The following is a 23,799-nucleotide window of genomic DNA, read 5'->3' as shown; positions in this document are numbered from 1 at the left end:
TCCGGTTCTTGCGCGCTGGCCGAGTCCAAACTGTCTTCACCAATCACGCCCTGTAATCGCAGTAGGCTCAATCGCCGTATCACCGGGCAAAAGACAATTAATCACGGCGTGCGATATCGGCGAATTTCGCATCCAGAATTTTCGCCAAATCGCCCGCTGCCAGTTCAATATCCAGCCCGCGTTTGCCGCCGGACACATAAATGGTGTCAAACGTCTGGGCGGGAGCGTCGATGAGCGTCGGCAATCTTTTTTTCTGCCCCAGCGGGCTGATGCCGCCTACCAGATACCCGGTGGTTCGCTGCGCGATCATCGGATCGGCCATATCGACCTTTTTGGCTCCCAACGCCCTGGCGACTTTTTTGAGATCCAGTTGACCGGCTACCGGCGTAACGGCAACCGCCAGGTGCTTCATATCGCCATTCACGGCAACCAGTAGCGTTTTGTAGACCTGGTCCGCATTCAGACCTAACTTGCGTACCACTTCGTCACCAAAGTTCGTCTCGGACGGATCGTGATCGTAGGTGTGGATCTGGAAAGAAATTTTGTTTTTTTCGAGTAATTTAACGGCGGGTGTCATAGCAATTTTCCTGGCCCAGACAAAATACGACACAAGCATACGCCTGATGTCTGTCTAAAAAATAGTACCATCTTGCGCAATAGTGTTGGCAGGATGATGACTTTGAGCGACAATCGAACTACACCGATGCTTTAAGCGTCGGGATCATAATAATGATGAAATTCCTCTTTGACGGGCCAATAGCAATATTGGCCATTTTTTTACCGTAACATCTCCGGCAAATTTCCTTCTCCATACAAATGCAGCGCACCAACGGCCACGACATAGTGACCGGCGGGCATCGCCCTGAGTCGATCGCGCCAGGCCGCATTACGCTGATGCATCAAAACGTCATACAGCGACTGGCTAAAAGTATTGGGTAGATTGAGTTCGCTATTGCGTGGCGGCGTTTTAAGCCACCAGCCCATCATCTGTTGTAGCAGTCTGGCATTGGTGTGCCAGTGCGTCAGGGTATCGTCCAGCAGAGCCAGTCCGTTATCGGGTAACTGACACAACAGCTCGATTTGGCTGGATGCGCCTTCCAGCTCGATTATGGGTTTATGCACCTGTTTTGCCGCATTCAGAAGTTGGTAATCAATGCCGTATTCTGCCCGCAACCCCAACTGCTGCGCCTGCGTTGCCTGCAAGACCATGGCGATTTGCCACAGCGGCTGTGTAGACAGCAGGGAAGGGGAAATACCCAGCTCGTCGGTGACTTTGTGCAGATTATCTAGCAGCTCTGGGCTGATGCGCTCTTCCAGTGCGGCAAAGGTCGGAAGGTTGGCAAACGGCGCGTCGTCGCCGGAAACATCGGCTTCGACAATGAGCGCATCGGCACGCTGGAGCTTTTTGAGTAATTTGGCAGGCAGAGGCGCCATATCGCGGCTGCCCATGTGAATACTGCCAATCAGATGAAAATGGCGGTTTCCGGGCAAGGAGATGTCGATGGCAGGCCAGGTATAGTGGTTGCCGCGTAGCGCGGTGAAAAATGATTTTACCCGGTACAACAGATCCATACGGCCTCCCTAAGTAGACTTCCATGCTAGCGCGTGGTCCTGGAAGGTGCAAATACACTTCATCATTCGCTCCGCCTCTTTATTGGCAGCGTGCAAAAACCCCAGTCACATAATTGGCTATGCTCCTGGGGTTTTTATACTTGCCGCCTTGAGGCAACGCGAATGATTTGGGGCCCCGTTCAGAGCGACATCCGGTAAAGGCTTACTCTTTAGGTTTGAAGCGCAGCAGTCGATTAGCGTTGCTCACCACGGTAATGGAGGAGAGCGCCATCGCCGCTCCGGCAACGACCGGGTTGAGCAGTGTTCCGGTGAACGGCCACAAAATCCCGGCGGCAACGGGGATACCGATGCTGTTATAGATAAACGCGCCGAGCAGGTTCTGCTTCATATTGCGCAGCGTTGCCCGGGAGATAGACAGCGCATCTGCAACGCCCATCAGGCTATGGCGCATCAGCGTAATCGCGGCGGTTTCAATCGCCACATCGCTGCCGCCACCCATGGCAATCCCTACGTCAGCCTGAGCCAGCGCAGGCGCATCGTTGATACCGTCACCGACCATGGCAACCTGACGCCCCTGGCTCTGCAGACGTTTAATCGCCTCGGCTTTACCGTCCGGCAGAACGCCAGCAATCACCTCATCAATACCCGCCTCTTTGGCAATGGCGTTGGCGGTCGTTGGGTTGTCGCCGGTGAGCATCACCAGACGATACCCGGCGCGGTGCAGACGCTGGAGTGCTGCCACGCTGTCGCTACGCAGAGGATCACGTACCGCTAACAGCGCTGCTGCTTTACCGTCAATCGCTAACAGTACCGGGGTTGAGCCTTGGGAAGCCTGAGCGGTGATTTCAGCCTCCATTTCAGTGGTATCTACCTGCTGTTCATTGAGCAGTGCCTGGTTTCCCAGCAGCAGCGAATGACCTTCCGTTTCGCCACTGACGCCTAAACCGCGCAGCGTACGGAAACCGTTGACCTGCGGCAGCGTGACATCACCTGCTTTGTCCAGAATCGCCCTGGCTAACGGGTGGCTGGAACCCTGTTCAAGGGCCGCTGCCAGACGAATTGCCAGCGCTTCGTCGGTATTGCCAAACGTTTTGATGGCGACAACCTGTGGTTTGCCTTCAGTTAGCGTCCCGGTTTTATCAAACACGATGGTATCGAGCGTGCTGGCGCGCTGCAGCGCATCGGCATCACGTACCAGCACCCCAAATTCAGCGGCACGCCCGACGCCGGAAATAATCGACATCGGCGTTGCCAGACCCAGCGCACAAGGGCAGGCAATAATCAGGACGGTGGTGGCGATTACCAGCGTATAGACAATCTGCGGCGCCGGTCCAAAGAAATACCAGATAGCCGCACTGACCAGCGCAATGGCGACCACGACCGGAACGAACACCGACGAGATGCGGTCGGCCAGTTTGCCAATCTCCGGTTTGCTGCTTTGCGCCTGGCGCACCATACGAATAATGCGCGACAGCGTGGTGTGACTGCCAACAGCGCTGGCGCGGAACAGCACGCTACCGTCCTGTACGACCGTACCGGCGTGGACGCTATCGCCTGCACCTTTTTGCTGTGGAATCGGCTCACCGGTCAGCATGGCCTCATCCAGCCAGGCTTCACCCTGAGTGATTTCGCCATCAACCGGAACGCGGTCACCGGTGGTCAGGCGCAGCAACATTCCAGCCTGCACCTCTGCCAGCGGCACGTTCTTTTCACCTTCGTCAGTGACGACGCGTGCGGTCGGCGGTGTCAGATCGAGCAGTTTTTCCAGTGCTTTAGACGAGCGTTGGCGAGCCCGCGCTTCCAGCATGTGTCCGAGGTTAATCAGACCGATAATCATGGCACTGGCTTCATAATAGAGGTGTCGCGCTTCCATCGGGAACCATTGCGGCCAGAGGTTGACGCTCATGGAATAGAGCCATGCCACCCCCGTACCCAGCGCCACCAGCGTATCCATGGTCGCGGTGCCGTTCATCAGGCTTTTCCACGCATTGCGGTAAAAGTGACCGCCCGCGAAAACCATCACGGCAAGCGTTGCCAGACCAATCATCAGCCACAGGCTGCGGTTGTCGTCGCTCACCATCATGTTGTCGCCAATCATGCCCCATACCATCACCGGGATACCCAGGAGCAGCGCGACGGCTGCCTGCCAGCGAAAACGTTTCATGGTTGCCACGGCGGTTTCTTGCTGACGTTCGCGACGCTTAGCATCATCTTCAATCGCTTCTGCGCCGTAGCCCGCTTTTTCAACCGCCTGTACTAAGTCTGCGGCGGAGGCACTGCCCATTACCAGCGCAGTGCGTTCCGCCAGGTTTACCCGTGCCTGCGTGACGCCCGGTACACTTTGCAATGCATTTTGTACGCGGGTCACACAACTGGCGCAGCTCATGCCGTTTAACAGCAACTGTTGGCTGTCATCATCAGCCGTAGCTGCCGGAAGCTCGGAAGGGACCGCTGCCAGTGCTTCCGACGGGATTGATGACTCCGTCAGCGGTTTAGCCTTTGGGTGGCTTAACTCCGCGCCGTAACCGGCTTGTTTAATGGTTTCAATCAGCGCTTCTGCGCTGGCGCTCCCGGTAACATGCGCTTCTGTCACGGTGACATCCGCTTGCTCAACGTCCGGACGTTGTTCCAGACTTTCTTTAACGCGTTTTACGCAGTGACCACAGGACAGGCCGTCCAGGGTTAGATCGATTGTTTGAGACATAACCAACTCCTTTTTTGCAGGATTAACTGACTGTGATAAAGGTTAAACCTTCCAGCAAGGGGAAGGTCAAGGGCGTTTTTAGAAAAGGTGAAAAAAGGGTGTAAAGGGAGAAAAACGGGAACGCCACGTCAGGGGTTCCCGGTCTGTTATTGATTGAGGACGATAATTGGCGTTCGATGCTTCGGTTCATTTATGACCGTGAGATCGGCACCGTACAGCGCGTTCAGCGACCGTTGCTTCAGAACATCCTGCGGATATCCGTTATCAACTATCCTGCCGCGTTCCATCAATACCACACGGTCGGCATAGCGCGCCGCGAGGTTGAGATCGTGCAGGACGCAGCAGACGTTAAACTGTCGTTCACGCACCAGACGACGTAGCAGACGAAAAAGGTGCTGCTGGTGGTGAATATCCAGCGCGGAGGTGGGTTCATCAAGAAACAACCATTTCGGCCCAGGCTCGGGCTCCCAAAGCTGAACCAGCAGGCGCGCCAGCTGTACCCGCTGTTGTTCTCCTCCCGAGAGATGCCGGTAATCGCGTGCGGCCAGCGCCTGGCAATCACACAATGCCATGATGTGCTCCGTTTCATCGCCCGTATTGCGCGTACGATACGGATGTCTGCCCATGCGAATGACCTCCTGAACGCTAAACGGGAAGGCCATATGACTATTCTGGCGCATCACGGCACGGGTTTTTGCCAGCTCGGTGATTGACCACTTGTCCAGCGGCTTGCCAAACATGCTACAACGCCCACTGTGGGGCTGCAGATATCCCGTAAGCTGGCGTAGCAGCGTCGATTTCCCGGCTCCGTTCGGGCCAAGAATCGCGATGATCTCTCCATCAGGTAGCGTCAGGGAAACGTCGTCGGTCAGTCGTCTTCCCTGAATGTGGTAGACCAGATTTTCAGCGACGATCATGACACCCTCCGGCTACGCAGTATTAACCACAGGAAATACGGTCCACCGATCAGGCTGGTTAACAGGCCAACGGGCATTTCGGCTGGCTGAACAAGTGTGCGGGCCAACGTGTCGGCAATCAGGAGTAAACAGGCACCGGCCAGCGTAGAGCAGGGAATCAACCAGCGATGATCGGCACCGGTCGTCATTCTGATCAGATGTGGGATCACCAGGCCAATAAAACCAATTACGCCGCTGACGGAAACCGCAGCGCCAACCAGGAGCGAACTGAGCAACAGTAACTGCTGACGCTTACGTTTGACGTTTACGCCGAGGTAATGCGCCTCTTCATCACCCAACTGCAGTAAATTAAGCGTTCCCGCCATGCAGATGGTTACAACAATGGCTGGAAGAATAAACGTGCTGGCAACCAACAGCGTTGGCCACTGGGCCTGGCCGAGATTTCCCATCATCCACAATGTAAGTTGACGTAGCTGCTGCTCGTCGCCCACATAGCTCAGTACGCCAATAGCCGAACCGCACAGGGCATTGATAGCGATACCGGCTAACAGCAGTTGCATCATTCCACCGTGGTTATGACGCTGGCTTATCAGGAAAATAATCGTGCAGACCACCATGCTGCCTGCGACGGCAAAAATCATCTGCTCATACAGCACCAGCACCACGGGGAACGAAAATGGGATAACTATCGCGATGCCGACCATCAGCGCGGAGCCGCTGCTGACGCCAAGCAGGCCAGGATCGGCCATCGGATTGCGAAAAAGTCCCTGCATGATGACCCCAGCCGTCGCCAGCGCAGCACCGACCAGAACGGCCAGCAGCACGCGAGGCAAGCGGATGTTTAACCAGATATCACGATATTCGTCGTTGAACAGAGCGCTGAAGCTAATGTTCAGCGCCCCCTGGCTGGCACCGAAGAGCATCAGAGCAACCAGCAAAAGAGAAAGACCCGTCAGGATGCTGACGGAAGAAAGCGAGTCCTTAAGCACGTAACGCTCCATAACGTCTTTGCGGCGCGGAGTTCCCGCGCCGTGAGGGGTTTACGCGGGTTTCAGTCCCGGCTCAACCAAACTGTAAATCTGGTTATTGAGTGCCGGCGCAGTGGCCAGTTCGTGAATATGCTTCGCAACATCTGCACGCATCACAAAGCCGTGACACTCCTGAGCCTGTATTCGTTGCGCCTGGCCGGTGGCTGCACCGTTCAGCAAACCGCCGGGGCGGAGAATGGCGTAGTCCAGTCGACTGGTTTGTAGCCAGCTTTCAGCCAACGATTTTTCCCGTACAGCCTGACCAAATGCGGCCTTTGCGCGTGAAGAAAGAAAAGGCCAACTGTCACCGCAGCCGAGTGAGGTCACCAGAATCATGCGCTTGATCTCCGCTTTTTCTGCTTCATCAATGACGGTTCTGTGCGCCAGATAATCCTGGGCGCCGCCCATGGAGGAGATCACCGTGGCATGTTGACCCGCTGCGCGACAGGCACAGGCGGTGACCTGACTATCGCAGGCGTCGCCGATGAAGACCTGCACACCTTTTTCCTGCAACCCTGCAGCGACCTGTGCGTTGCGAACGACGGCAATCACCGGACGTTGTTCCGCCAGTGCGAGTTCAAGCGTTTTCGCGCCGACGCCGCTACCACCCGCACCAAAAATGAGCCATGGAGCCATCAGGCATGTTCCTTTAAAGATGAAGACAACGCGTGAAAGGCGCTGACCTGTTCGGCCAGTAACTGTCGATGCTCATCCCGACCGAGGAAAATTTTGAACATTGCGCTACCCGCCTGGTTAAAGAAGAGAATGGACGCGGTGTCCATTCCCATAAATTTGCGTTCAATCAGGGCAATATGCGTACAGTTTTCTGCCTTGATATGACCGGTCATGCCTTTTTTGCCGCGCAGGTTGAAGTAGCCATGACGGTGGAATCCGGAAGGTAATTCACCGGTGAATTCCAGAATGACATCAGCAGTATGGACCAGGGTGGTGACTTTGCCCCATTCGCTGACGGTTTCCCAGACGGTATCAAATTGATCGCCGGAAACCAGCGTCGGGGAGGGGAGGTTTTTCACCACCTCCAGCAGCGTGGTGTTGTACTGGGCAGCGATAGCTTCCAGCGTACCGTCCGGTTCAGTTTTCAAAAAATCCTGTAAAGAGACATGGCTCATAATTCACTCCTGGTATGGTTGTTCTACCGCAATGCGCGGCGCGTTAAGTGCCTGAATAAGTTCATCAAGAGACTGCAAAATATTGCTCGCCCAAAAACGCCCTTCATTGGTCAGGCGCACACAGGTGCTGGCATCTCGCGTCAGTCCTGCGTGATGCCATTGGGTCAGTAGCGGAGTCAGTTTTTGTGCATGAGGCGTCAGTTCATCCAGCGGAACGCGGGCCGTTTCAATGCCCGCCTGGAGAGTGTGTCGCCACTGGAAACCACGCTCGGCGGTACGCATCATCATCATTAGCGGTTTTTTCCCGGCGGCGATAGATTCATGCCATGTTGTCAGATTGCGCTCGACCATCCAGGAATAGCCATTGACTGATCCCCCGGCGCCTGAGCCGAATGCCAGACAGTCCGCTCCCTGTTTAATCAGCAGGTTGTACAGATTGCGTTCACGCGTGGTACGCGCCCAGTGGCTGTTGCTGATGCAGCGCCAGCCTGCGCTGTCCATGAAATCGCAACCCTGAAGATAGAGATCGCGACGTTCGGCGGGAGAGGGAACGGTTGTGCGCCCGGTTTCAACTGCTTTGCCAAGCGGTGTATTGGGGATCAGGTTCAGCGCATAAAGATCTACGCCGTCGAGGCCGATGTCACGGGCAATCGCCAGATCGTCGCCCCACAGTTTTGCATCTTGTCCTGGCAGACCAAACAACAGATCGCATACCACGGCGGCACGATCCCGTTTTACCAGCCCCTGCATAAAGGCAATTGCGGTCGGGCCGTCTGAGGTGCGCGCCATTTTCTTGCGGATCCGGCTGTTAAAAGATTGAATACCGATCGAAAACCGATTGGCGCCAGCGTCAAGGCAGGCATCAATTCGCGCATCGTCAAAATTGAGCACTCGTCCCTCAATGGTAATTTCGCAGTCCGGTGCCAGCGGTAACTTTTCACGCAGCGCGGTGATGATTCTGCCCAGATCCCGTGCTGACAGCGCTGAAGGCGTACCGCCGCCAAAATAGACGGCGTGAATTGGGGCTGACTGATGTAATGCGCTATCGGCTTCCATCTCGATTTCGCGCAACAGCGCGTTGGTGTAGCGGGCGCAGTGATCTTCTTCGAACCGGTTTTGATAAAAACCACAGAAAGTACAATGCGTTGCACAAAAAGGGATATGCAAGTACACCAGCCGTTTACGCGGCGGGGTAGGCTGGCTGATAACATCCTGCCAGGTTTGTGACAATAGCTCTTTGGCAATCGGGATCGCCCCGCGCCATGGCATTGTGGCGCGGCGATCCTTAAAGGGCTGACTTCCCTCAAGCGCAAAATGCGCGGTGAGATCCAGCGAGTGTTCAGTTTTCATTCTTTTTTATAAATCCAGTTAGTGAGGCCAGAATTGCTGGTGCAGGGCTTCAACCGCATCGGCGACGCGAGGCCCCATTCCCAGAATCAGCGCCTGGTCTACCGCCACAATGCGCTGATTTTTCCAGGCCGCAGTGTGGGTAATACCGGCAATCGCGCTCAGACGAGCCAGATCGCCATCCACCATTTGCGACGTCACCACGATCACCTCCGGGTTGGCGGCGATCAGCGACTCTGCGCTGTAACTTTTATACTGCGCGTGGGTGGCGACATTTTGTGCGCCCGCAAGGGTCATAATGGCATCGGCAACGCTGCCCTTGCCGGCGACCTGCGGCGCGCTGCCGCCAGCGGAGAGAATGAACATGGCTTTGACCGGCGCATTTTTCGCCGCCACGCTGTGCTGAACATGATCCAGACGTTGATGCAGGCGATTGACCAGCGCTTCACCTTGTTCAGGAATGCGCAGCGTTTGAGCCAGCTCCCGAATGTTGGCGTACATCTGCTCGACGGTGGCCGGTACGCGCGGCAATGTAACGACGTTAACTTTCTGCGCCCGGAGCTGATCCAAAACGATTTGAGGGCCTGCATCCTGCCAGGTGATAAAGCTGTCTGGGTGCAGCGATAAAATGCCCTCGCTGCTTAACTGCTTCCAGTAGCCGATATGCGGGAGTGCGGCAGTTTCAGGTGGGTACGAGGTGGTTTCATCGACGCCAACCACCCGGTTGCCGACGCCCATGGCGTAAATCAGTTCGCTAAGCGAACCGCCCGCCACCACCAGGCGGTCAGCGGACTGGGCGCTGAAAACACAGGCGAGGCTCAGTAAGCCAATCATGAGTTTTTTCATCGTCAGAAATTCCACGCAAAGCCAACAGCGGCATTGAAACCAGCGTCTGGGATAGATTCATGCGCGGTTCTGTAACGCTTGTCGGTCAGGTTGTTGAGCGCGAGGTTGACCTGATACTGGTCCTGCGGACCAAACTCAGTGTTGAATGCGAGGTTTAGCGTGGCCCAGCCTGGGTAGTTTATTTCCGTGGTGCCGGTATTATCTTTAGCGCGGGACGCCGCGCGAATAAAGACATCTGACGTCACGTTAGCGACATTCATCAACCAGGTATGTTTCAGGCCAACGCGCCCGGTCAGCGTGGGTTCGCCGGTATCCCAGGTTTTTATGGTGTTGCCTTCGTATTGACGGCGAATGAGATTACCGCTCAGGTAGGGGGAAACCGCCCAGCCGTTGTATTCTGCAGTTAATTCCATGCCCCAGGTTTTGGCACGATCGATGTTGTCGTAGTAGTAATAGCCGCCGCGGGAAGAGGTGGTGTTGCCGTTGCAAACGGGTTGGCCTGAACAGGCCAGACTGGCGATATAGTCTTTGGCTTCAGAGTAATAAATGGCGCCGTCAATCAGCCACATATTCCCTTTATACCGCGCGCCCAACTCATAGTTATTCGAGTGTTCAGCCTTCAGGTTTGGGTTGCCGTAGGTAACGCTGCCGCCGGCGGATGTCTGCATGAACAACTGAGTAAGCGTGGGGAAGACATAGCCCTGGGCGTATGCAGCCCGGAGTTCAAGATCTTCAAAGCCGGAATAGCGCAGGCTGGTCGAGGTCACCAGTTCATCATCGTGAACGGAATTTCCCCCGGTGGATTGCCAGGTGGTGCCGCTGCTTTGGATAGTTTGCGTATCGTTGCGATTGAGTTTCGAAGACAGCCAGTACTGGCGTGCGCCCACGGTCCACGTCCAGTCATCGGCAAAGCGCCAGTCGTTTTGCGCGAACAGTGAGGTGTTGCTTTGTTCCGCTTCGTTATATGACAGGGTACGGGTTTGCGTATCGAAGAAGCCGGTAGCCGCGGTCTGGCGCGTACTGCCGTCCGTGTCCTGTTTTATTTTGTCATGCTGATACTGAGTGCCAATCACCAGCGTGTTGTTAGCCGGAAGGGAGATATTGCCCTGCAGCGTTACACCCTGGGTATATTGTTTGTCGTTGGTATTGGTTTGATTGCTTACCGTCAGCGCTTTAATCATCGGGCTGGGGATAATCTGGGTCGTTTTGACCCGGTTTTCAAATTTGCGCTCTATTGTCTGGGTGTATGCGTCAAAATGGATGTTCTTCAGGTAATCCCCGTCGGCCGCGTAGTCGTAGAAAAGACCGATTTTCTCGCGTTCCAGCTTAGGAATTTTGACGCTAAAGTCGTCGAACTGACCTTCGGGATCGTCAAACCAGGTTTGAGTGGATAGCTTATAACGGTCGAGTGAGAGTCCAATTTTGTGGCGATCGAGGTTGTAGCCAAGCCACACTCCCTGACCGTTATTACGGAAGTTGGTGTCGGGCAATCTTCCGTCAGGTGTATCGCGATCCCCTTGGTCGGAATAGCTGCCATTGATGCGGTAATCAAAGTTACCGATGCTTCCCCAGGCTGCCGCTGACTCTTCCCATCCTGCTGTTGCGGAGTTATAAACAGCCTTAACGCTACCCCCCAGAGGCTTATCGCCGCCTTTTTTGGTAATAAAGTTCACGACGCCGCCAATTGCCTGCGAACCGTAGAGGACAGAATAAGGGCCTTTGACCACTTCAATGCGTTCCAGCGCGGATTCGTCAATCAGTAAACCGGCTCCGTAGTTTTGTCCGGCACGTTGGTAGCTGACGACCTGGCCGTCTATCAAAATCAGCACCCGTGAAGAAGCTTCGCCACGGATACGAATTTGTTTCCGACCTGCGAGAGCGTTATCGGTAACTTCGACGCCGGGGATATCTTGTAAATCATCAGCAACAGAAACGCTGGTGGAATTTTGTAGCGTCTGGCGATCGATAACCTGAATGGTTGCTGGGCTATCCCAGAGACTACTTTCTGTGCGGTTAGCCGTAACGATCACCGTATCTTCGTCGGACGTTGAACCGTGTGTTGGAGAGGTCGCTGCAAAAGTAGCGCCGGACATGCATAATGTCAGGGCTGAAAGAATAAATGGCCTTTGGTTAATCCGTGGCAACATAAGAGAACCTTTATTGAATGTAAATGATCATCATTATCATTCGCGTTTGTATATAAAATTGTTTCCCTTTGTTCAAGATGAAAGGTGCAGAACCGATGCATCTTTTGATTTGAGTCAATTTTGCGTGGTCAATAAATGCTGAAATGTGATCTGAATCGGATATAACAATGTGAATTAAAAGGATTTGTGCATCGCTGTGATGGTGGAAGATGCGCGGGGTTCTTGGGTAAAGGATTACGGCAATGTGGGCTATAATGTGGCTCAGTACCAACAAGATCAGCGGGGGAAATGTGAATATTAGCGATGTTGCGAAAAAAACCGGTTTAACCAGCAAAGCGATACGCTTTTACGAAGAAAAGGGGTTAGTGACGCCGCCGCTGCGTAGCGAAAATGGCTATCGCACATACAACCAACAGCATCTGAATGAGCTTACGCTGTTACGACAGGCACGACAGGTTGGTTTTAACCTGGAAGAGTGCGGCGAGTTGGTGAACCTGTTTAACGATCCGGCGCGTCACAGCGCAGATGTGAAAAAGCGTACGTTAGAAAAGGTGGCGGACATTGAGCGCCATATCAGCGAGCTGCAGGCTATGCGCTTGCATTTGTTGGCGCTGGCGGAGAGTTGCCCTGGCGATGACAGCGCTGAATGCCCGATTATTGATAATCTCTCCGGCTGCTGCCACCATAAAGCGAAGGCTTAACGGGGTGGCGGATTAAGCATAAACACCACCGTGCCGCGGTACCACGGTGATTTCTCAAGCTGCGCTTCAGCCTGCGGGTCCCGGCTACCGTTTTGTACCAGCCCCAGCTTAAATGGAATGCGCAGACGACTGAGGGCGGGCAGATACGCCTGATAATTCGGTACCGTGTGACGTCCCTGATAGCTCTGGACCACCAGTTCATCGACCGCCAGCGCGTTCAGCGTGGCGACGTCGCCCGTTTTTGCCCAATCCAGTAGTCCGGTTACGCCAAGTGCAAACTCGGTCGGTAGCCGTTGGCGTAACTGCTGCAGAAAGTAGGCGTAATCGGCAAGCTGATGGGTCGCCGCGTCAAAATCAACCTGCAGGCCGATGACGTGATTCCCGGCCGCCTGCCAGCGTTGCATCAAGCGTATGATGCGCGCCGGGATCTCCTCCGGTACGTCGAGTGTGGTAAAGCGCACGGTCAACCAGATAGAGGGGAAAGTCAGGCGATTAACCGGCAGTCCGAGACGCTGGAACACCACGTTACCTGAACGTACCAGGACTTCGCCCTGATGCAGATAGACTGTTTGTGCGTTTTTCAGCTCGTCACTGGCCTTCACTCCGGACCATAGCCAGAAGGCCGGATGTTCACGGGCGGCGACGATTTCCGCCGCCTGTGCCTGGCCGAGTAGCAGCGCAGTTACCAGTAGTATTTGAGTTTTTGCGCCCACGGACTTCCCGGATACTGCGTTTTCAGTTGGGTGAACCAGCCTTTACGCTGTAGTTTATCCACTTCCTCACCGCCGCACTCGTTAGAGCCTGACGGCGCATAGCACATGATGGCGCGATACAGCGCAAAGCTCTTATCTTCAACCTCTGCTTTTGGCGATGTGATCACCTGCTGGTAGTAGCTTTGCCTGTCGAACTGGCCGAACGGTTTCTTGCGCGAGATTGCTGATTCAAGCACATCGTTGCCGGAACTGTTTTTCCATAAATCAACGTGGGTTTGCGTAGTGCGGAAAAATTCGCCTAAGCAGTTCAGGGCGTGGGCATCATGCGCTTGTTTGCTCAGAACTGTTACCGTTTCATTGAGGCTGCGACAGGTATAACCGCTCTCGGCAGAGTCGCCGTTCCAGTCGAAAATACTCAGATTAACGTCATCAAACGCTTCGCCAATGACCGGCGGCGTAATGGCGCTGGCCAGTTTTCTGTCATTCAGCCAGTCGTCAAAGCGATGCTCAGTAAGATCCCGCACCAGCAGCGTATGCAGGGCGATGGTACGCTCTTCGTTATTAGGACCGTGGACGGCTTGCTGGCGCAGTAGTTCAGGCGTTGCCTGGGTTTTCAGCACCTGCGAGCGAAAGCGCAGGTTGGTTACTGCGCTTTCTGGGGCGAAAATTGCCGCCACGTCGCCGCTATAAACCAGCGTCGCGGCTAGCTTAGCCTGCACATACTGCTGCTGTTCGTTGTCCTGGCTGAGCTTCAGCAATGTCTGCCAGAAATCACGTGCCGTGGTCCATTTCTGCTGGCCCATCAGCGCTTCGCCGTACAGCACCTGTTCGCTGAAGGCCAGCGTATCGTGGGCCGGAAGTTTCTGCGCCGGGGTAACTGCCGAAATAATCGCCGCGTAGTTGCCCGTTGCCAGCCACAGATTCAGCTGCAGATCGCGCCATAGCGGCAGTTTTTGGCTCTGCTCAAACACCGGTTTGCTGGCGTCAAGCTGGGCCTGCGTCAGCGTTGGTTTATTGTTGTTATTCAGGCGCAACGCGCGCAGCAGTTCGATATAGCTGACAAGCGGCGCATCGGGGAAAGCCTCCACCACGGACTGTTCGTAGAACGCCATGCCGTAGACATTATCGTATTCGATGACGATCTCACGCAGTTGCTGTGCGTCAGCCGATTGCTGAAGCGTCTGCTCATACAACCCCGCCAATTGCGGCCACGCCTGTAAATACCAGTTGATACGACGCAGCATACCGTGCGAGGAAGCGGCGTACAGGCCTTGCGGGTAGTGTTGCAGATAGGCTTGCGCCAGCGTCTGAGCCTGAGAAGCGTCCTCGCGGTTAATTTTTGTGATATCAAAATCGCCGTACTCGCCCACGCTGTTCTGGCTGCTTTTGTTCAACGCCGCACGTATCAGCATGTATTGCGCGGTCTCAGCCAGCCACGGACGATCGCTTTTGGCTAGCTGAGCGAAATCCTGTTCGGCGCTGGCATAATCACCGGCATAAAAACTGGCGGCCGCTGCCAGATAGCTTTTGTAGGACTGAGCTGGAGAATCTGCCGGGAGAGTGGCAAGCGATGACTCAATCTGCTCGCGGGTTGCCCCGGATAACAGTCCTGTACGCGCCTGGGCCAGGGCCTGACGCTGATTTGCCGTTAACGTTGAGTCGGCCAGCAGTGCGGCAAAAAACGCGCTGACGCTCGCGGTATTATTCGAAACATGACGGTTCTCAAGCTCAGCGTCGTTGACGTTTATTTCGTCTGCGCTAATGTTCAGTTCGGCTATCTGTCGGGACAGGGGGCTGTCTTCAGCAGATACCTGCGCTGCGGCTGGCTGCGGGGCAATGTCATCCCACTGCGGATGATACGCAAAATAGAAATCGCGGGAGCGGGTGATGTCCGCCGGCATCGACTGCACCGGCAGAGCAAATGATTTCTCCTGGCTCAGCAGCCGCAGCAGGTTATCACGGCTGTCGTTTTCCGGATTGAAGGTGGGCGTGCCTTTCAGCAGGCAGCTGTCGTCGCTCCATTTGCAGTCTTCCATATCGAAAGAGGCGAATACCTGCGGGGCGGCGACCAATAATGAGCAAAGGGCAAAGGCAAGGGGTGTCTTCCTGACCATAGTCTTATTTCCTGTCTTTTCAGTGTGATACCGCTGTAATAATCAGGGTAATTCCCTCAACGGCAATGACTTCAACCTGCGTTCCGGCGCTCAAATCGTCGCGGGCGCTGACGGGCCATGAGCTGTCGCCGACGCGCATATGTCCGCGGCCATTGACCAGGGCAGTTTCCAGAATAAATCGACGGCCAACCAACTGCTGCCCGCGCTGGTTAAGATGGCTGTCGGCGGGTTTCTGATCTTGTACACGCCTTGCCAGCCACTTCCACCACAGCCAGGCCGCCAGCAGGGTGAGTACGGCGAACATCGCCCCCTGCCACGCCCAGTCAAGCGGGATAAGCCACACCACCAGGCCGGTAATCACCGCCGCCACGCCGCTCCACAGCAGATAGCCGTTACCGCCCAGCATCTCGGCGGCGAGTAGCAGACCGCCGAGGCTGAGCCAGAAGATGTGCGGGTGCACCAGAATCATCGCTATCATGATTTTTTCCGTTCGCTGGCGCTGTCTTTCACCAGTTCGGCGATCCCGGCAATGGACCCCATCAGGCTGCTGGCATCCAGCGGCATCATCACCACTTTGCTGTTATTCGACGAACCGATGTGCTGCAGCGCTTCGGTGTATTTCTGCGCCACGAAGTAGTTCACGGCCTGAATATCCCCGGCTGCAATGGCCTCCGAAACCATCTGCGTCGCGCGGGCCTCGGCTTCTGCGGAACGTTCACGCGCTTCGGCCTGTAAAAATGCCGACTGGCGTTCACCTTCCGCTTTGAGGATTTTCGACTGCTTCTCACCTTCGGCCTTGACGATTTCTGCCTGACGGATCCCTTCCGCTTCAAGAATATAGGCACGCTTGGTACGTTCGGCTTTCATCTGCGCGTTCATGGCGTCGATAAGTTCTGCTGGGGGACGCACATCGCGGATTTCAATACGGGTGATTTTGATGCCCCAGGGATTCGTGGCCTCATCAACGATATGCAGCAGGCGCGTGTTGATGTTGTCGCGCTGGGAGAGCATTTCATCGAGTTCCATCGAGCCGAGAACGGTACGAATGTTGGTCATGGTCAGGTTGATGATCGCCAGTTCCAGGTTGCTGACCTCATAAGCCGCTTTTGGCGCGTCGATCACCTGAATAAAGCAGACGGCATCAATCGCGACGTTGGCGTTGTCTTTGGAGATGACTTCCTGAGAGGGGATATCAAGCACCTGTTCCATCATGTTGATCTTACGACCGATACGGTCCATGAACGGTACAACAAGGCTTAAACCCGGTTGCAGGGTTTTGGTGTAACGGCCAAAACGCTCGACCGTCCACTGATATCCCTGCGGGACGATTTTGACGCCAGCACCGACGATGACCAGCGCGACAAAAATGAGAATAGGAATAAAAATGAGCATTGATGAAACCTCCTGTTGTGTTGTCCTTTACTGCCTCATTAGTCAAATTATACCCGATTTATCAAGGTGGGCTCCCCTATAATAAATTACAGGGATAGACTGTCTGCACGAAAGAGGTAAAAAAGGGATTGGTAATGGAAGAAAGCAGCATTCTGCTTCAGTTAAAAAATGTCGCATGGCAGGCAGGGGCGACGCAGGTTCTCAATAACATCTGTTTTAATCTCCGGGCCGGAGAATTTAAGCTGATTACCGGCCAGTCTGGTTGCGGTAAAAGTACGTTACTCAAGATAGTGGCGTCATTAATTAGCCCGACTGCCGGTGAAATTCTCTTTGAGGGCAAGGAGATAAACACTCTTAAGCCTGAAACATATCGCCAGCAGGTCTCTTATTGTGCGCAAACGCCCGCGTTGTTTGGTGACACCGTTTACGACAACCTCATTTTCCCCTGGCAAATCCGCGATAAACGTCCGGATCCGGATGTGTTTCTTGCCGATCTGGCCCGTTTTGAGCTACCCGAAACGATCCTCAAAAAAAACATCAATGAGCTGTCTGGCGGCGAAAAGCAACGCGTCTCGTTAATTCGTAATTTACAGTTTCTGCCAAAAATCCTGCTGCTTGATGAAATTACCAGCGCGCTGGATGAAGCCAATAAACGGAATGTGAACGAATTAATTCACCACTATGTTCGCGATAAGAATATTGCTGTGCTGTGGGTGACGCACGACAAAGATGAAATTAATCATGCGGATAATGTCATAACCCTTCAACCGCACGCCGGGGAAATGCAGGAAGTCAGCAATGAACGAGCATAATATTACCAATGAATCACTGGCGTTAGCGATGATGCTGGTGGTGGTCGCGATACTGATCAGCAACAAAGAAAAACTGGCGCTGGAAAAAGATATTCTCTGGAGCGTTTGCCGGGCGGTGGTTCAGCTTATTATCGTTGGTTATGTGCTGAAATATATTTTCGGCGTTAACCACAGCATTCTGACCTTATTGATGGTGCTGTTTATCTGTTTCAACGCGGCCTATAACGCGCAAAAGCGCAGTAAATATATTGATAAAGCTTTTCTCTCGTCATTTATCGCCATCACGGCGGGGGCGGGGTTAACGCTGGCGGTGCTGGTTCTGTCAGGCTCTATCGAGTTTACCCCAATGCAGGTGATCCCAATTTCCGGCATGATTGCAGGCAATGCGATGGTTGCGGTAGGGCTGTGTTACAACAATCTGGGGCAGCGGTTTAACAGCGAACAGCAGCAAATTCAGGAAAAACTCAGCCTCGGTGCGACGCCGAAAGTGGCCTCCGCGCCGCTGATTCGCGACAGTATTCGCGCTTCGCTGATCCCGACGATCGATTCAGCGAAGACCGTGGGACTGGTGAGTTTACCGGGGATGATGTCCGGGTTGATCTTTGCAGGTATTGATCCGGTAAAAGCGATTAAGTATCAGATTATGGTGACGTTTATGCTGCTTTCGACCGCCAGTCTGTCAACCATTATCGCCTGCTACCTGACCTATCGGAAGTTCTATAATTCACGTCACCAACTGGTGGTGACGCATTTGAAAAAAACCTAATGGAGTACCGGATGGCGCGGGCCTACGGGGAGATTGTAGGCCCGATTAGCACAAGCGCCATCAGGCAAATGCAGCGGATTAGTACAACAGCGCGTACAGCTGGCGGCGGTATTTCGAGGCCAGCGCATCGCCGGTGCCCAGTGCGGCAAGGATCTCCTGGAAGGTTTTACGCGCCTGACCGTCGGCTGCAGTGAGATCTTTCTTCAGGTGACTGAACAGCAATTCCAGCGATTCCTCGTTACGTCCAACCTGGTGTAACTGAATGGCCAGTTGAGTTGCCAGCGCCGCATCCTGTGGATTGCTGGCGACCTGCTGCTGCAACTGTTGGATTTCAGGCGTATCAGCCGCCTGCTTCAGCAGTTCGATCTGTGCCACCAGGCCCTGATAACGGGTGTCCTGATCCTGCAACGGGATAGTTTTCAGCACCGCTTCGGCTTCGTCTGAACGGTTCAGGGCGATTTGCGTTTCCGCCAACAGCAGGCCAATTTCGCTGCTCTGGTTGGAGATCTGCCAGGCTTCTTTCAGCAGCGGCAGCGCATCAGCGTGATTGCCGGCTTCGATGAACTCGATCGCCTGGCGCGCTTTCAACTCTTCTTCGCTCGGTAACACTTTCTCCAGCAGCGCGCGAATAACTTCTTCCGGCTGCGGGCCCTGGAATCCATCTACCGGCTGACCGTTCTGGAACAGATAAACTGTGGGGATCGCGCGCAGACCAAACTGGGAGGCGATCATCTGCTCGGCGTCGCAGTCTAACTTGGCGAGAATAAACTGACCGTTGTACTGAGCAACAAGGCTCTCCAGTACCGGCGTTAATTGCAGACAATGCTGGCTGCGCTCAGACCAAAAATAGAACAGGACCGGCGTGGTCATCGACTGTTCAAGGGTCTGCTGGAGGTTCGATTCGTTAATGTTAACAATATTCTGTGTGGACATGGAGTTACTCTCTTTTGTCGATTTCTTGTTACATGGGGGCTGACGCGCGTGCTTCAACTCAACCGTGTAAAATTTTGTCCATTATGCGGCCTGGCAACAGGCGCTTCAGTAGCATAACTGCCCAGGTCACCAGCGTAACCGGATAACGCAGCTTTGGTTTGTCGCTCTCAAACGCATGACGCACTTTGGCGACAACCGCTTGTGGCCCCAGTGTAAAACGCGCGGCAATTCCGGGGTTTTCCACGGGAGCATCGCTCTGGGTCTGGTTGACGTTTTCGGTAAAGCGGGTGCGAATAGGGCCTGGCTCAATCAGGCTGACCTTAATCCCGCTGTGGCGCAGCTCCATACGCAGCGCGTCGGACCAGGCTTCCAGCGCATATTTGCTGGCGGCATAGGCCCCGCGCCCCGGCGTTGAGATCAATCCCATTACCGACGAGGTCATCACAATTCGTCCCTCGCCGTGGGGTAGCATGGCAGGTAACAGGCGCATGGTAAGCTGATGTGCGCCAAAGAAGTTGGCGGAAAACTGCTGTTCCATCTGCTCGCGGCTGATGGTGGGCAGTGGGCCATAGACGCCGTATCCGGCGTTGTTAAAGATCCCATACAAACGATTATCGGTCAGGGCGATCACCGCATCAGCCGCGCGATCTACGCTCTCGGGTGAATCCAGATCCAGCAATATGCCGGTGAATCCCATGCTGTTCATACGCGCCACATCGTCAGGTTTGCGACAGCCCGCCAGAATTTGAAAACCCTGGCGCTTTAGCTCAAGCGCGCTTTCCAGACCGATTCCGCTGGAACATCCTGTTATTAAGACCGATTTTTGCATAACTTTACCTGTCAGGATCTCCGTTGTTTTACGAGTCGTGATTTACTAGAGGAGTGAGATGTTGCGCCATCCAGTCGGCAATAAACGGCTGGGCGTCACGGTTAGGATGAATACCATCATCCTGCATCCACTGGGGTTTCAGATAAACCTCTTCCATAAAAAAGGGCAGCAGAGGTATATCAAACTCTTTGGCGAGTTTTGGATAAATCGCGCTAAAGCTTTCATTATAACGGCGACCGTAGTTTGCCGGCAGACGAATTTGCATCAGCAGCGGTTCGGCATTTGCTGCTTTCACATCCTGCAGAATCGTGCGCAGGGTTTGTTCGGTTTGCGCAGGCGCAAATCCGCGCAGACCGTCGTTGCCGCCAAGTTCGACCAGCACCCAGCGCGGCTGGTGCTGCTTCAGTAATGCAGGCAGACGGGCCAGCCCCTGCTGCGAGGTGTCGCCGCTAATACTGGCATTCACCACCGGCGTTTTGGTTTGCCATTTATCATTAAGTAGCGCAGGCCACGCGGCGCTGGCGGACATACGGTATCCGGCGCTCAGGCTGTCACCCAGAATTAATAACGTGTCCGCTGCGGCGGCGCGGAAAGTTAACAGGACCAGGAACAGGAAAGGCCAATGCCAGCGGAAAACATTGTTGAAGTTCATCATCTTAAGAAATCCGTCGGTCAGGGTGATCATGAGCTATCCATCCTTACCGGAGTTGAACTGGTTGTCAAACGCGCCGAGACCATTGCGCTGATTGGCGAGTCGGGTTCAGGAAAATCCACACTGCTGGCGATCCTCGCCGGGCTGGACGATGGCACCAGCGGTGAAGTCAGCCTGGTGGGGCAGGCGCTGCACACCATGGATGAAGAAGCCCGGGCACAGCTGCGGGCGCGACACGTGGGTTTTGTCTTCCAGTCATTCATGTTAATTCCGACCCTAAACGCGCTGGAAAACGTCGAGTTGCCCGCGTTGTTGCGCGGTGAAAACAGCGGAAAAAGTCGCGACGGGGCAAAAACGTTGCTGGAGCAACTGGGGCTGGGAAAACGTCTTGATCATCTTCCGGCCCAGCTTTCCGGCGGGGAGCAGCAGCGCGTAGCGCTGGCGCGGGCGTTTAACGGTCGCCCTGACGTGCTGTTTGCCGATGAACCGACGGGCAATCTGGACCGCCAGACCGGGGACAAAATCGCCGACCTGCTGTTTTCTCTGAACCGGGAACATGGCACCACCCTAATTCTGGTGACCCATGATTCTCAACTGGCGGCGCGTTGCGATCGGCGTTTACGCCTGGTGAACGGACAGTTGCAGGAGGAGGCATGATTGCACGCTGGTTCTGGCGCGAATGGCGCTCGCCTTCATTACTGATTATCTGGCTGGCGCTGAGCCTGGCCGTGGCCTGCGTGCTGGCGCTGGGCAATATCAGCGATCGTATGGAAAAAGGGCTGAGCCAGCAAAGCCGTGAGTTTATGGCGGGAGATCGGTCGCTGCAAAGTTCGCGTACCGTGCCGAAAGCGTGGATTGACGAGGCGCGACAGCGTGGCCTGAAAGTGGGCGAACAGCTGACCTTTGCCACTATGACCTTTGCCCGGGATACGCCGCAGTTGGCGAACGTCAAAGCGGTGGATGATGTGTATCCGATGTATGGCACGTTGCAAACCAATCCGCCGGGACTGAAACCTCAGCCAGGCTCGGTGCTGCTGGCTCCGCGTCTGATGGCGTTGCTGAACTTAAAAATCGGTGATTCCATCGACGTGGGTGATGCCACGCTGCGCATCGCCGGGGAAGTGGTGCAGGAGCCGGACGCCGGTTTTAATCCGTTCCAGATAGCGCCGCGCCTGATGATGAACATGGCGGATGTCGAAAAAACGGCGGCGGTCCAGCCGGGGAGCCGGGTGACCTGGCGCTATAAATTTGGCGGGACACCGCAGCAACTGGAAGCCTATGAAAAATGGCTGCTCCCGCAGTTAAAGCCTGAACAGCGCTGGTATGGGCTGGAGCAGGATGAAGGGGCGCTGGGGAAATCACTGGAGCGTTCGCAACAGTTCCTGCTGCTGTCGGCGCTGCTAACGCTGCTGCTGGCGGTCGCTGCGGTTGCCGTGGCGATGAGCCATTACTGCCGCAGTCGTTACGATCTGGTGGCTATTCTGAAAACCCTTGGCGCGGGCAGAGCACAGTTGCGCAGGCTGATTGTTGGTCAATGGCTGATGGTGCTGGCGCTGTCTGGCGTGACCGGAGGTGTGTTCGGGCTGTTGTTTGAACGCGTGCTGGTGGTATTACTTAAGCCGGTACTGCCCGGCGAACTGCCGCCTGCCAGTCCCTGGCCGTGGCTATGGGCATTAGGCACCATGACGGTCATTTCTCTGCTGGTGGGGTTACGCCCTTACCGTTTGCTGCTGGCGACTCAGCCACTGCGGGTACTGCGCCGTGACGTGGTGGCAAACGTCTGGCCGCTGAAGTTTTATTTGCCGGTGGTATTGATAGTCGTGATTGCCCTGCTCGCCGGACTGATGGGCGGAAGTCCGCTGCTGTGGGCCGTGCTGGCCGGAGCGGTAGTGCTGGCGCTTTTGTGCGGGGTGCTCGGCTGGATGCTGCTCAACGTGCTGCGTGGCCTGACGCTCACCTCGCTGCCGCTGCGTTTAGCGGTCAGTCGGCTGTTGCGCCAGCCGTGGTCAACGCTCAGTCAGCTGTCGGCATTTTCGCTTTCCTTTATGTTGCTGGCGCTGCTGCTGGTACTGCGTGGCGACCTGCTCGACCGCTGGCAGCAGCAAATGCCGCCGGAAAGCCCGAACTATTTTCTCATCAACATTGCCACCGAACAGGTGGTTCCACTCAAGGCTTTCCTGGCTGAGCATCAGGTGATCCCGGAATCGTTCTATCCGATTGTGCGGGCGCGTCTGACGGCGATCAATGAGAAGCCGACCGAAGGCAATCACGATGAGGCGCTGAACCGCGAGCTTAATCTGACCTGGCAGGATACCCGACCGGATCATAACCCGATCGTTGCCGGAAGCTGGCCGCCAAAAGCGGGCGAAGTCTCGATGGAAGAGGGGCTGGCGAAACGGCTGAACGTCAAACTTGGCGATCGGGTGACCTTTATGGGCGATACCCAGGATTTCAGCGCCACGGTCAGCAGTCTGCGCAAAGTGGACTGGGAAAGCCTGCGCCCCAACTTCTTCTTTATCTTTCCCTCCGGCGCGCTGGACGCTCAGCCGCAAAGCTGGTTAACCAGCTTTCGCTGGGAGAACGGCAACGGCATGCTGACGCAGCTTAACCGCGAATTCCCGACTATCAGCCTGCTGGATATTGGTGCAATCCTCAAACAGGTGAGCCAGGTTCTGGAGCAGGTGAGCCGGGCACTGGAGGTGATGGTGGTGCTGGTTACCGCTTGCGGTATGTTGCTGCTATTGGCGCAGGTCCAGGTCGGAATGCGTCAGCGTCATCAGGAACTGGTGGTCTGGCGCACGCTGGGCGCGGGTAAGAAGCTGCTGCGTACCACGCTATGGTGCGAGTTCGCCATGCTCGGGATGGTCGCCGGACTGGTGGCTGCTATCGGCGCGGAAACCGCACTGGCGGTGCTGCAAACCCGAGTGTTTGATTTTCCGTGGGAGCCAGACTGGCGACTGTGGGTCGTGTTGCCGCTTTGTGGGGCATTGTTGCTCTCGTTATGCGGCGGATGGCTCGGTTCACGTCTGCTAAAAGGCAAAGCGCTGTTCCGTCAATTCAGTAGTTAATTTATATTCGTGATGATTACGCACCGGTTTTTTAAATCGGTGCGTTTTTTATCTATGTAGCACAAATTGATAACTCATTGATATTTAACAGCACAGAACAATAAAAACCCGACAACACGAGTGTATTA

22 protein-coding genes are annotated in these 23,799 nt (G+C 55.0%); 5 read left to right on the top strand and 17 right to left on the bottom strand.

Annotated elements, in window-relative coordinates:
- Nucleotides 1-97 precede the first annotated feature (97 nt).
- The 10 genes from ybaK to OGV93_RS07170 all read right to left on the bottom strand — a co-directional run bounded on the left by ybaK (nucleotide 98) and on the right by OGV93_RS07170 (nucleotide 11,691).
- Nucleotides 98-577 (bottom strand): Cys-tRNA(Pro)/Cys-tRNA(Cys) deacylase YbaK, encoded by a 480-nt coding sequence (gene ybaK, locus OGV93_RS07215; RefSeq protein WP_016152092.1) that lies wholly within the window; start codon nucleotides 575-577, stop codon nucleotides 98-100.
- A gap of 200 nt (nucleotides 578-777) precedes the next feature.
- A complete protein-coding gene (locus OGV93_RS07210) occupies nucleotides 778-1,572 on the bottom strand; it encodes a TraB/GumN family protein (protein ID WP_019076185.1) in 795 nt (264 codons plus the stop codon).
- 202 nt (nucleotides 1,573-1,774) lie between these two features.
- Nucleotides 1,775-4,276 (bottom strand): copper-exporting P-type ATPase CopA, encoded by a 2,502-nt coding sequence (copA, locus tag OGV93_RS07205; RefSeq protein ID WP_016155883.1) that lies wholly within the window; start codon nucleotides 4,274-4,276, stop codon nucleotides 1,775-1,777.
- Between the two features lie 146 nt (nucleotides 4,277-4,422).
- Nucleotides 4,423-5,193, bottom strand: coding sequence for a heme ABC transporter ATP-binding protein (locus OGV93_RS07200; protein WP_287109477.1), 771 nt, complete (start codon nucleotides 5,191-5,193; stop codon nucleotides 4,423-4,425).
- Entirely contained in the window at nucleotides 5,190-6,182 is a 993-nt protein-coding gene (locus OGV93_RS07195; RefSeq protein WP_094760950.1) for a FecCD family ABC transporter permease, read from the bottom strand. Before OGV93_RS07195 ends, OGV93_RS07200 begins: the two co-directional genes overlap by 4 nt.
- Nucleotides 6,183-6,233: 51 nt before the next feature.
- Nucleotides 6,234-6,857, bottom strand: a complete 624-nt coding sequence (chuY, locus tag OGV93_RS07190) for an anaerobilin reductase (RefSeq protein ID WP_016152097.1) — start codon at nucleotides 6,855-6,857, stop codon at nucleotides 6,234-6,236.
- Complete coding sequence (gene hutX / locus OGV93_RS07185) at nucleotides 6,857-7,351, bottom strand: heme utilization cystosolic carrier protein HutX (protein ID WP_016155886.1); 495 nt, start codon at nucleotides 7,349-7,351, stop codon at nucleotides 6,857-6,859. The genes chuY and hutX overlap by 1 nt, the downstream gene beginning before the upstream one ends.
- 3 nt (nucleotides 7,352-7,354) lie before the next feature.
- Nucleotides 7,355-8,701: a heme anaerobic degradation radical SAM methyltransferase ChuW/HutW gene (hutW, locus tag OGV93_RS07180; protein ID WP_019076190.1), complete on the bottom strand. Its 1,347-nt coding sequence runs from the start codon at nucleotides 8,699-8,701 to the stop codon at nucleotides 7,355-7,357.
- A gap of 18 nt (nucleotides 8,702-8,719) precedes the next feature.
- The gene (locus OGV93_RS07175) at nucleotides 8,720-9,544 is read right to left on the bottom strand and encodes a heme/hemin ABC transporter substrate-binding protein (RefSeq protein WP_101700627.1); all 825 of its coding nucleotides are present in this window, start codon (nucleotides 9,542-9,544) and stop codon (nucleotides 8,720-8,722) included.
- A 2-nt stretch (nucleotides 9,545-9,546) separates the two neighbouring features.
- On the bottom strand, nucleotides 9,547-11,691 hold the full coding sequence (locus OGV93_RS07170) for a TonB-dependent receptor plug domain-containing protein (RefSeq protein WP_200100857.1): 2,145 nt from the start codon (nucleotides 11,689-11,691) through the stop codon (nucleotides 9,547-9,549).
- Between the two features lie 290 nt (nucleotides 11,692-11,981).
- Between OGV93_RS07170 and cueR the strand changes: the two genes are divergently transcribed.
- Nucleotides 11,982-12,392 carry a Cu(I)-responsive transcriptional regulator gene (gene cueR / locus OGV93_RS07165; protein WP_029139441.1) on the top strand — a complete coding sequence of 137 codons (411 nt, stop codon included), beginning with the start codon at nucleotides 11,982-11,984 and terminating at the stop codon, nucleotides 12,390-12,392.
- Here the strand turns inward: cueR and OGV93_RS07160 are convergent.
- From OGV93_RS07160 to OGV93_RS07145, 4 genes are read right to left on the bottom strand one after another with little or no spacing between them, the layout of a single operon-like run.
- A complete protein-coding gene (locus OGV93_RS07160; protein WP_016155890.1) occupies nucleotides 12,389-13,105 on the bottom strand; it encodes a DUF3142 domain-containing protein in 717 nt (238 codons plus the stop codon). The two genes, cueR and OGV93_RS07160, sit on opposite strands and share 4 nt — an antisense overlap.
- Nucleotides 13,075-15,219, bottom strand: coding sequence for a PA5441 family protein (locus tag OGV93_RS07155; RefSeq protein ID WP_053389380.1), 2,145 nt, complete (start codon nucleotides 15,217-15,219; stop codon nucleotides 13,075-13,077). Before OGV93_RS07155 ends, OGV93_RS07160 begins: the two co-directional genes overlap by 31 nt.
- Nucleotides 15,220-15,238: 19 nt before the next feature.
- Nucleotides 15,239-15,697 carry an NfeD family protein gene (locus tag OGV93_RS07150; RefSeq protein ID WP_016152105.1) on the bottom strand — a complete coding sequence of 153 codons (459 nt, stop codon included), beginning with the start codon at nucleotides 15,695-15,697 and terminating at the stop codon, nucleotides 15,239-15,241.
- A complete protein-coding gene (locus OGV93_RS07145) occupies nucleotides 15,694-16,611 on the bottom strand; it encodes an SPFH domain-containing protein (RefSeq protein WP_003021835.1) in 918 nt (305 codons plus the stop codon). Before OGV93_RS07145 ends, OGV93_RS07150 begins: the two co-directional genes overlap by 4 nt.
- A 134-nt stretch (nucleotides 16,612-16,745) precedes the next feature.
- Between OGV93_RS07145 and fetA the strand changes: the two genes are divergently transcribed.
- Together fetA and fetB are read left to right on the top strand one after the other, a co-directional pair.
- Complete coding sequence (gene fetA / locus OGV93_RS07140; RefSeq protein ID WP_019076194.1) at nucleotides 16,746-17,423, top strand: iron efflux ABC transporter ATP-binding subunit FetA; 678 nt, start codon at nucleotides 16,746-16,748, stop codon at nucleotides 17,421-17,423.
- Nucleotides 17,410-18,189 (top strand): iron efflux ABC transporter permease subunit FetB, encoded by a 780-nt coding sequence (fetB, locus tag OGV93_RS07135; RefSeq protein WP_047358028.1) that lies wholly within the window; start codon nucleotides 17,410-17,412, stop codon nucleotides 18,187-18,189. The genes fetA and fetB overlap by 14 nt, the downstream gene beginning before the upstream one ends.
- A 78-nt stretch (nucleotides 18,190-18,267) precedes the next feature.
- On the opposite strand, the gene OGV93_RS07130 is transcribed toward fetB, so the two are convergent.
- The 3 genes from OGV93_RS07130 to tesA are packed head-to-tail and all read right to left on the bottom strand — an operon-like array spanning nucleotide 18,268 to nucleotide 20,603.
- Complete coding sequence (locus OGV93_RS07130) at nucleotides 18,268-19,122, bottom strand: co-chaperone YbbN (RefSeq protein ID WP_016152110.1); 855 nt, start codon at nucleotides 19,120-19,122, stop codon at nucleotides 18,268-18,270.
- 58 nt (nucleotides 19,123-19,180) lie between these two features.
- Entirely contained in the window at nucleotides 19,181-19,951 is a 771-nt protein-coding gene (locus tag OGV93_RS07125; protein ID WP_094760906.1) for an SDR family oxidoreductase, read from the bottom strand.
- Nucleotides 19,952-19,979: 28 nt separating this feature from the next.
- Nucleotides 19,980-20,603, bottom strand: coding sequence for a multifunctional acyl-CoA thioesterase I/protease I/lysophospholipase L1 (tesA, locus tag OGV93_RS07120; RefSeq protein ID WP_029139446.1), 624 nt, complete (start codon nucleotides 20,601-20,603; stop codon nucleotides 19,980-19,982).
- On the opposite strand from tesA, the gene ybbA reads away from it, so the two are divergent.
- Both ybbA and ybbP read left to right on the top strand, forming a co-directional pair.
- On the top strand, nucleotides 20,574-21,260 hold the full coding sequence (gene ybbA, locus OGV93_RS07115; RefSeq protein WP_016152113.1) for a putative ABC transporter ATP-binding protein YbbA: 687 nt from the start codon (nucleotides 20,574-20,576) through the stop codon (nucleotides 21,258-21,260). The two genes, tesA and ybbA, sit on opposite strands and share 30 nt — an antisense overlap.
- Nucleotides 21,257-23,671: a putative ABC transporter permease subunit YbbP gene (gene ybbP, locus OGV93_RS07110; protein ID WP_287109476.1), complete on the top strand. Its 2,415-nt coding sequence runs from the start codon at nucleotides 21,257-21,259 to the stop codon at nucleotides 23,669-23,671. The genes ybbA and ybbP overlap by 4 nt, the downstream gene beginning before the upstream one ends.
- The last annotated feature ends 128 nt before the right edge of the window (nucleotides 23,672-23,799 follow it).

The organism is Citrobacter sp. Cb031 (assembly GCF_030336725.1).
GTDB lineage: Bacteria > Pseudomonadota > Gammaproteobacteria > Enterobacterales > Enterobacteriaceae > Citrobacter > Citrobacter braakii.
Note: the sequence above shows the minus strand (reverse complement) of the source record. Positions and strands in the feature narration are given on the sequence as shown.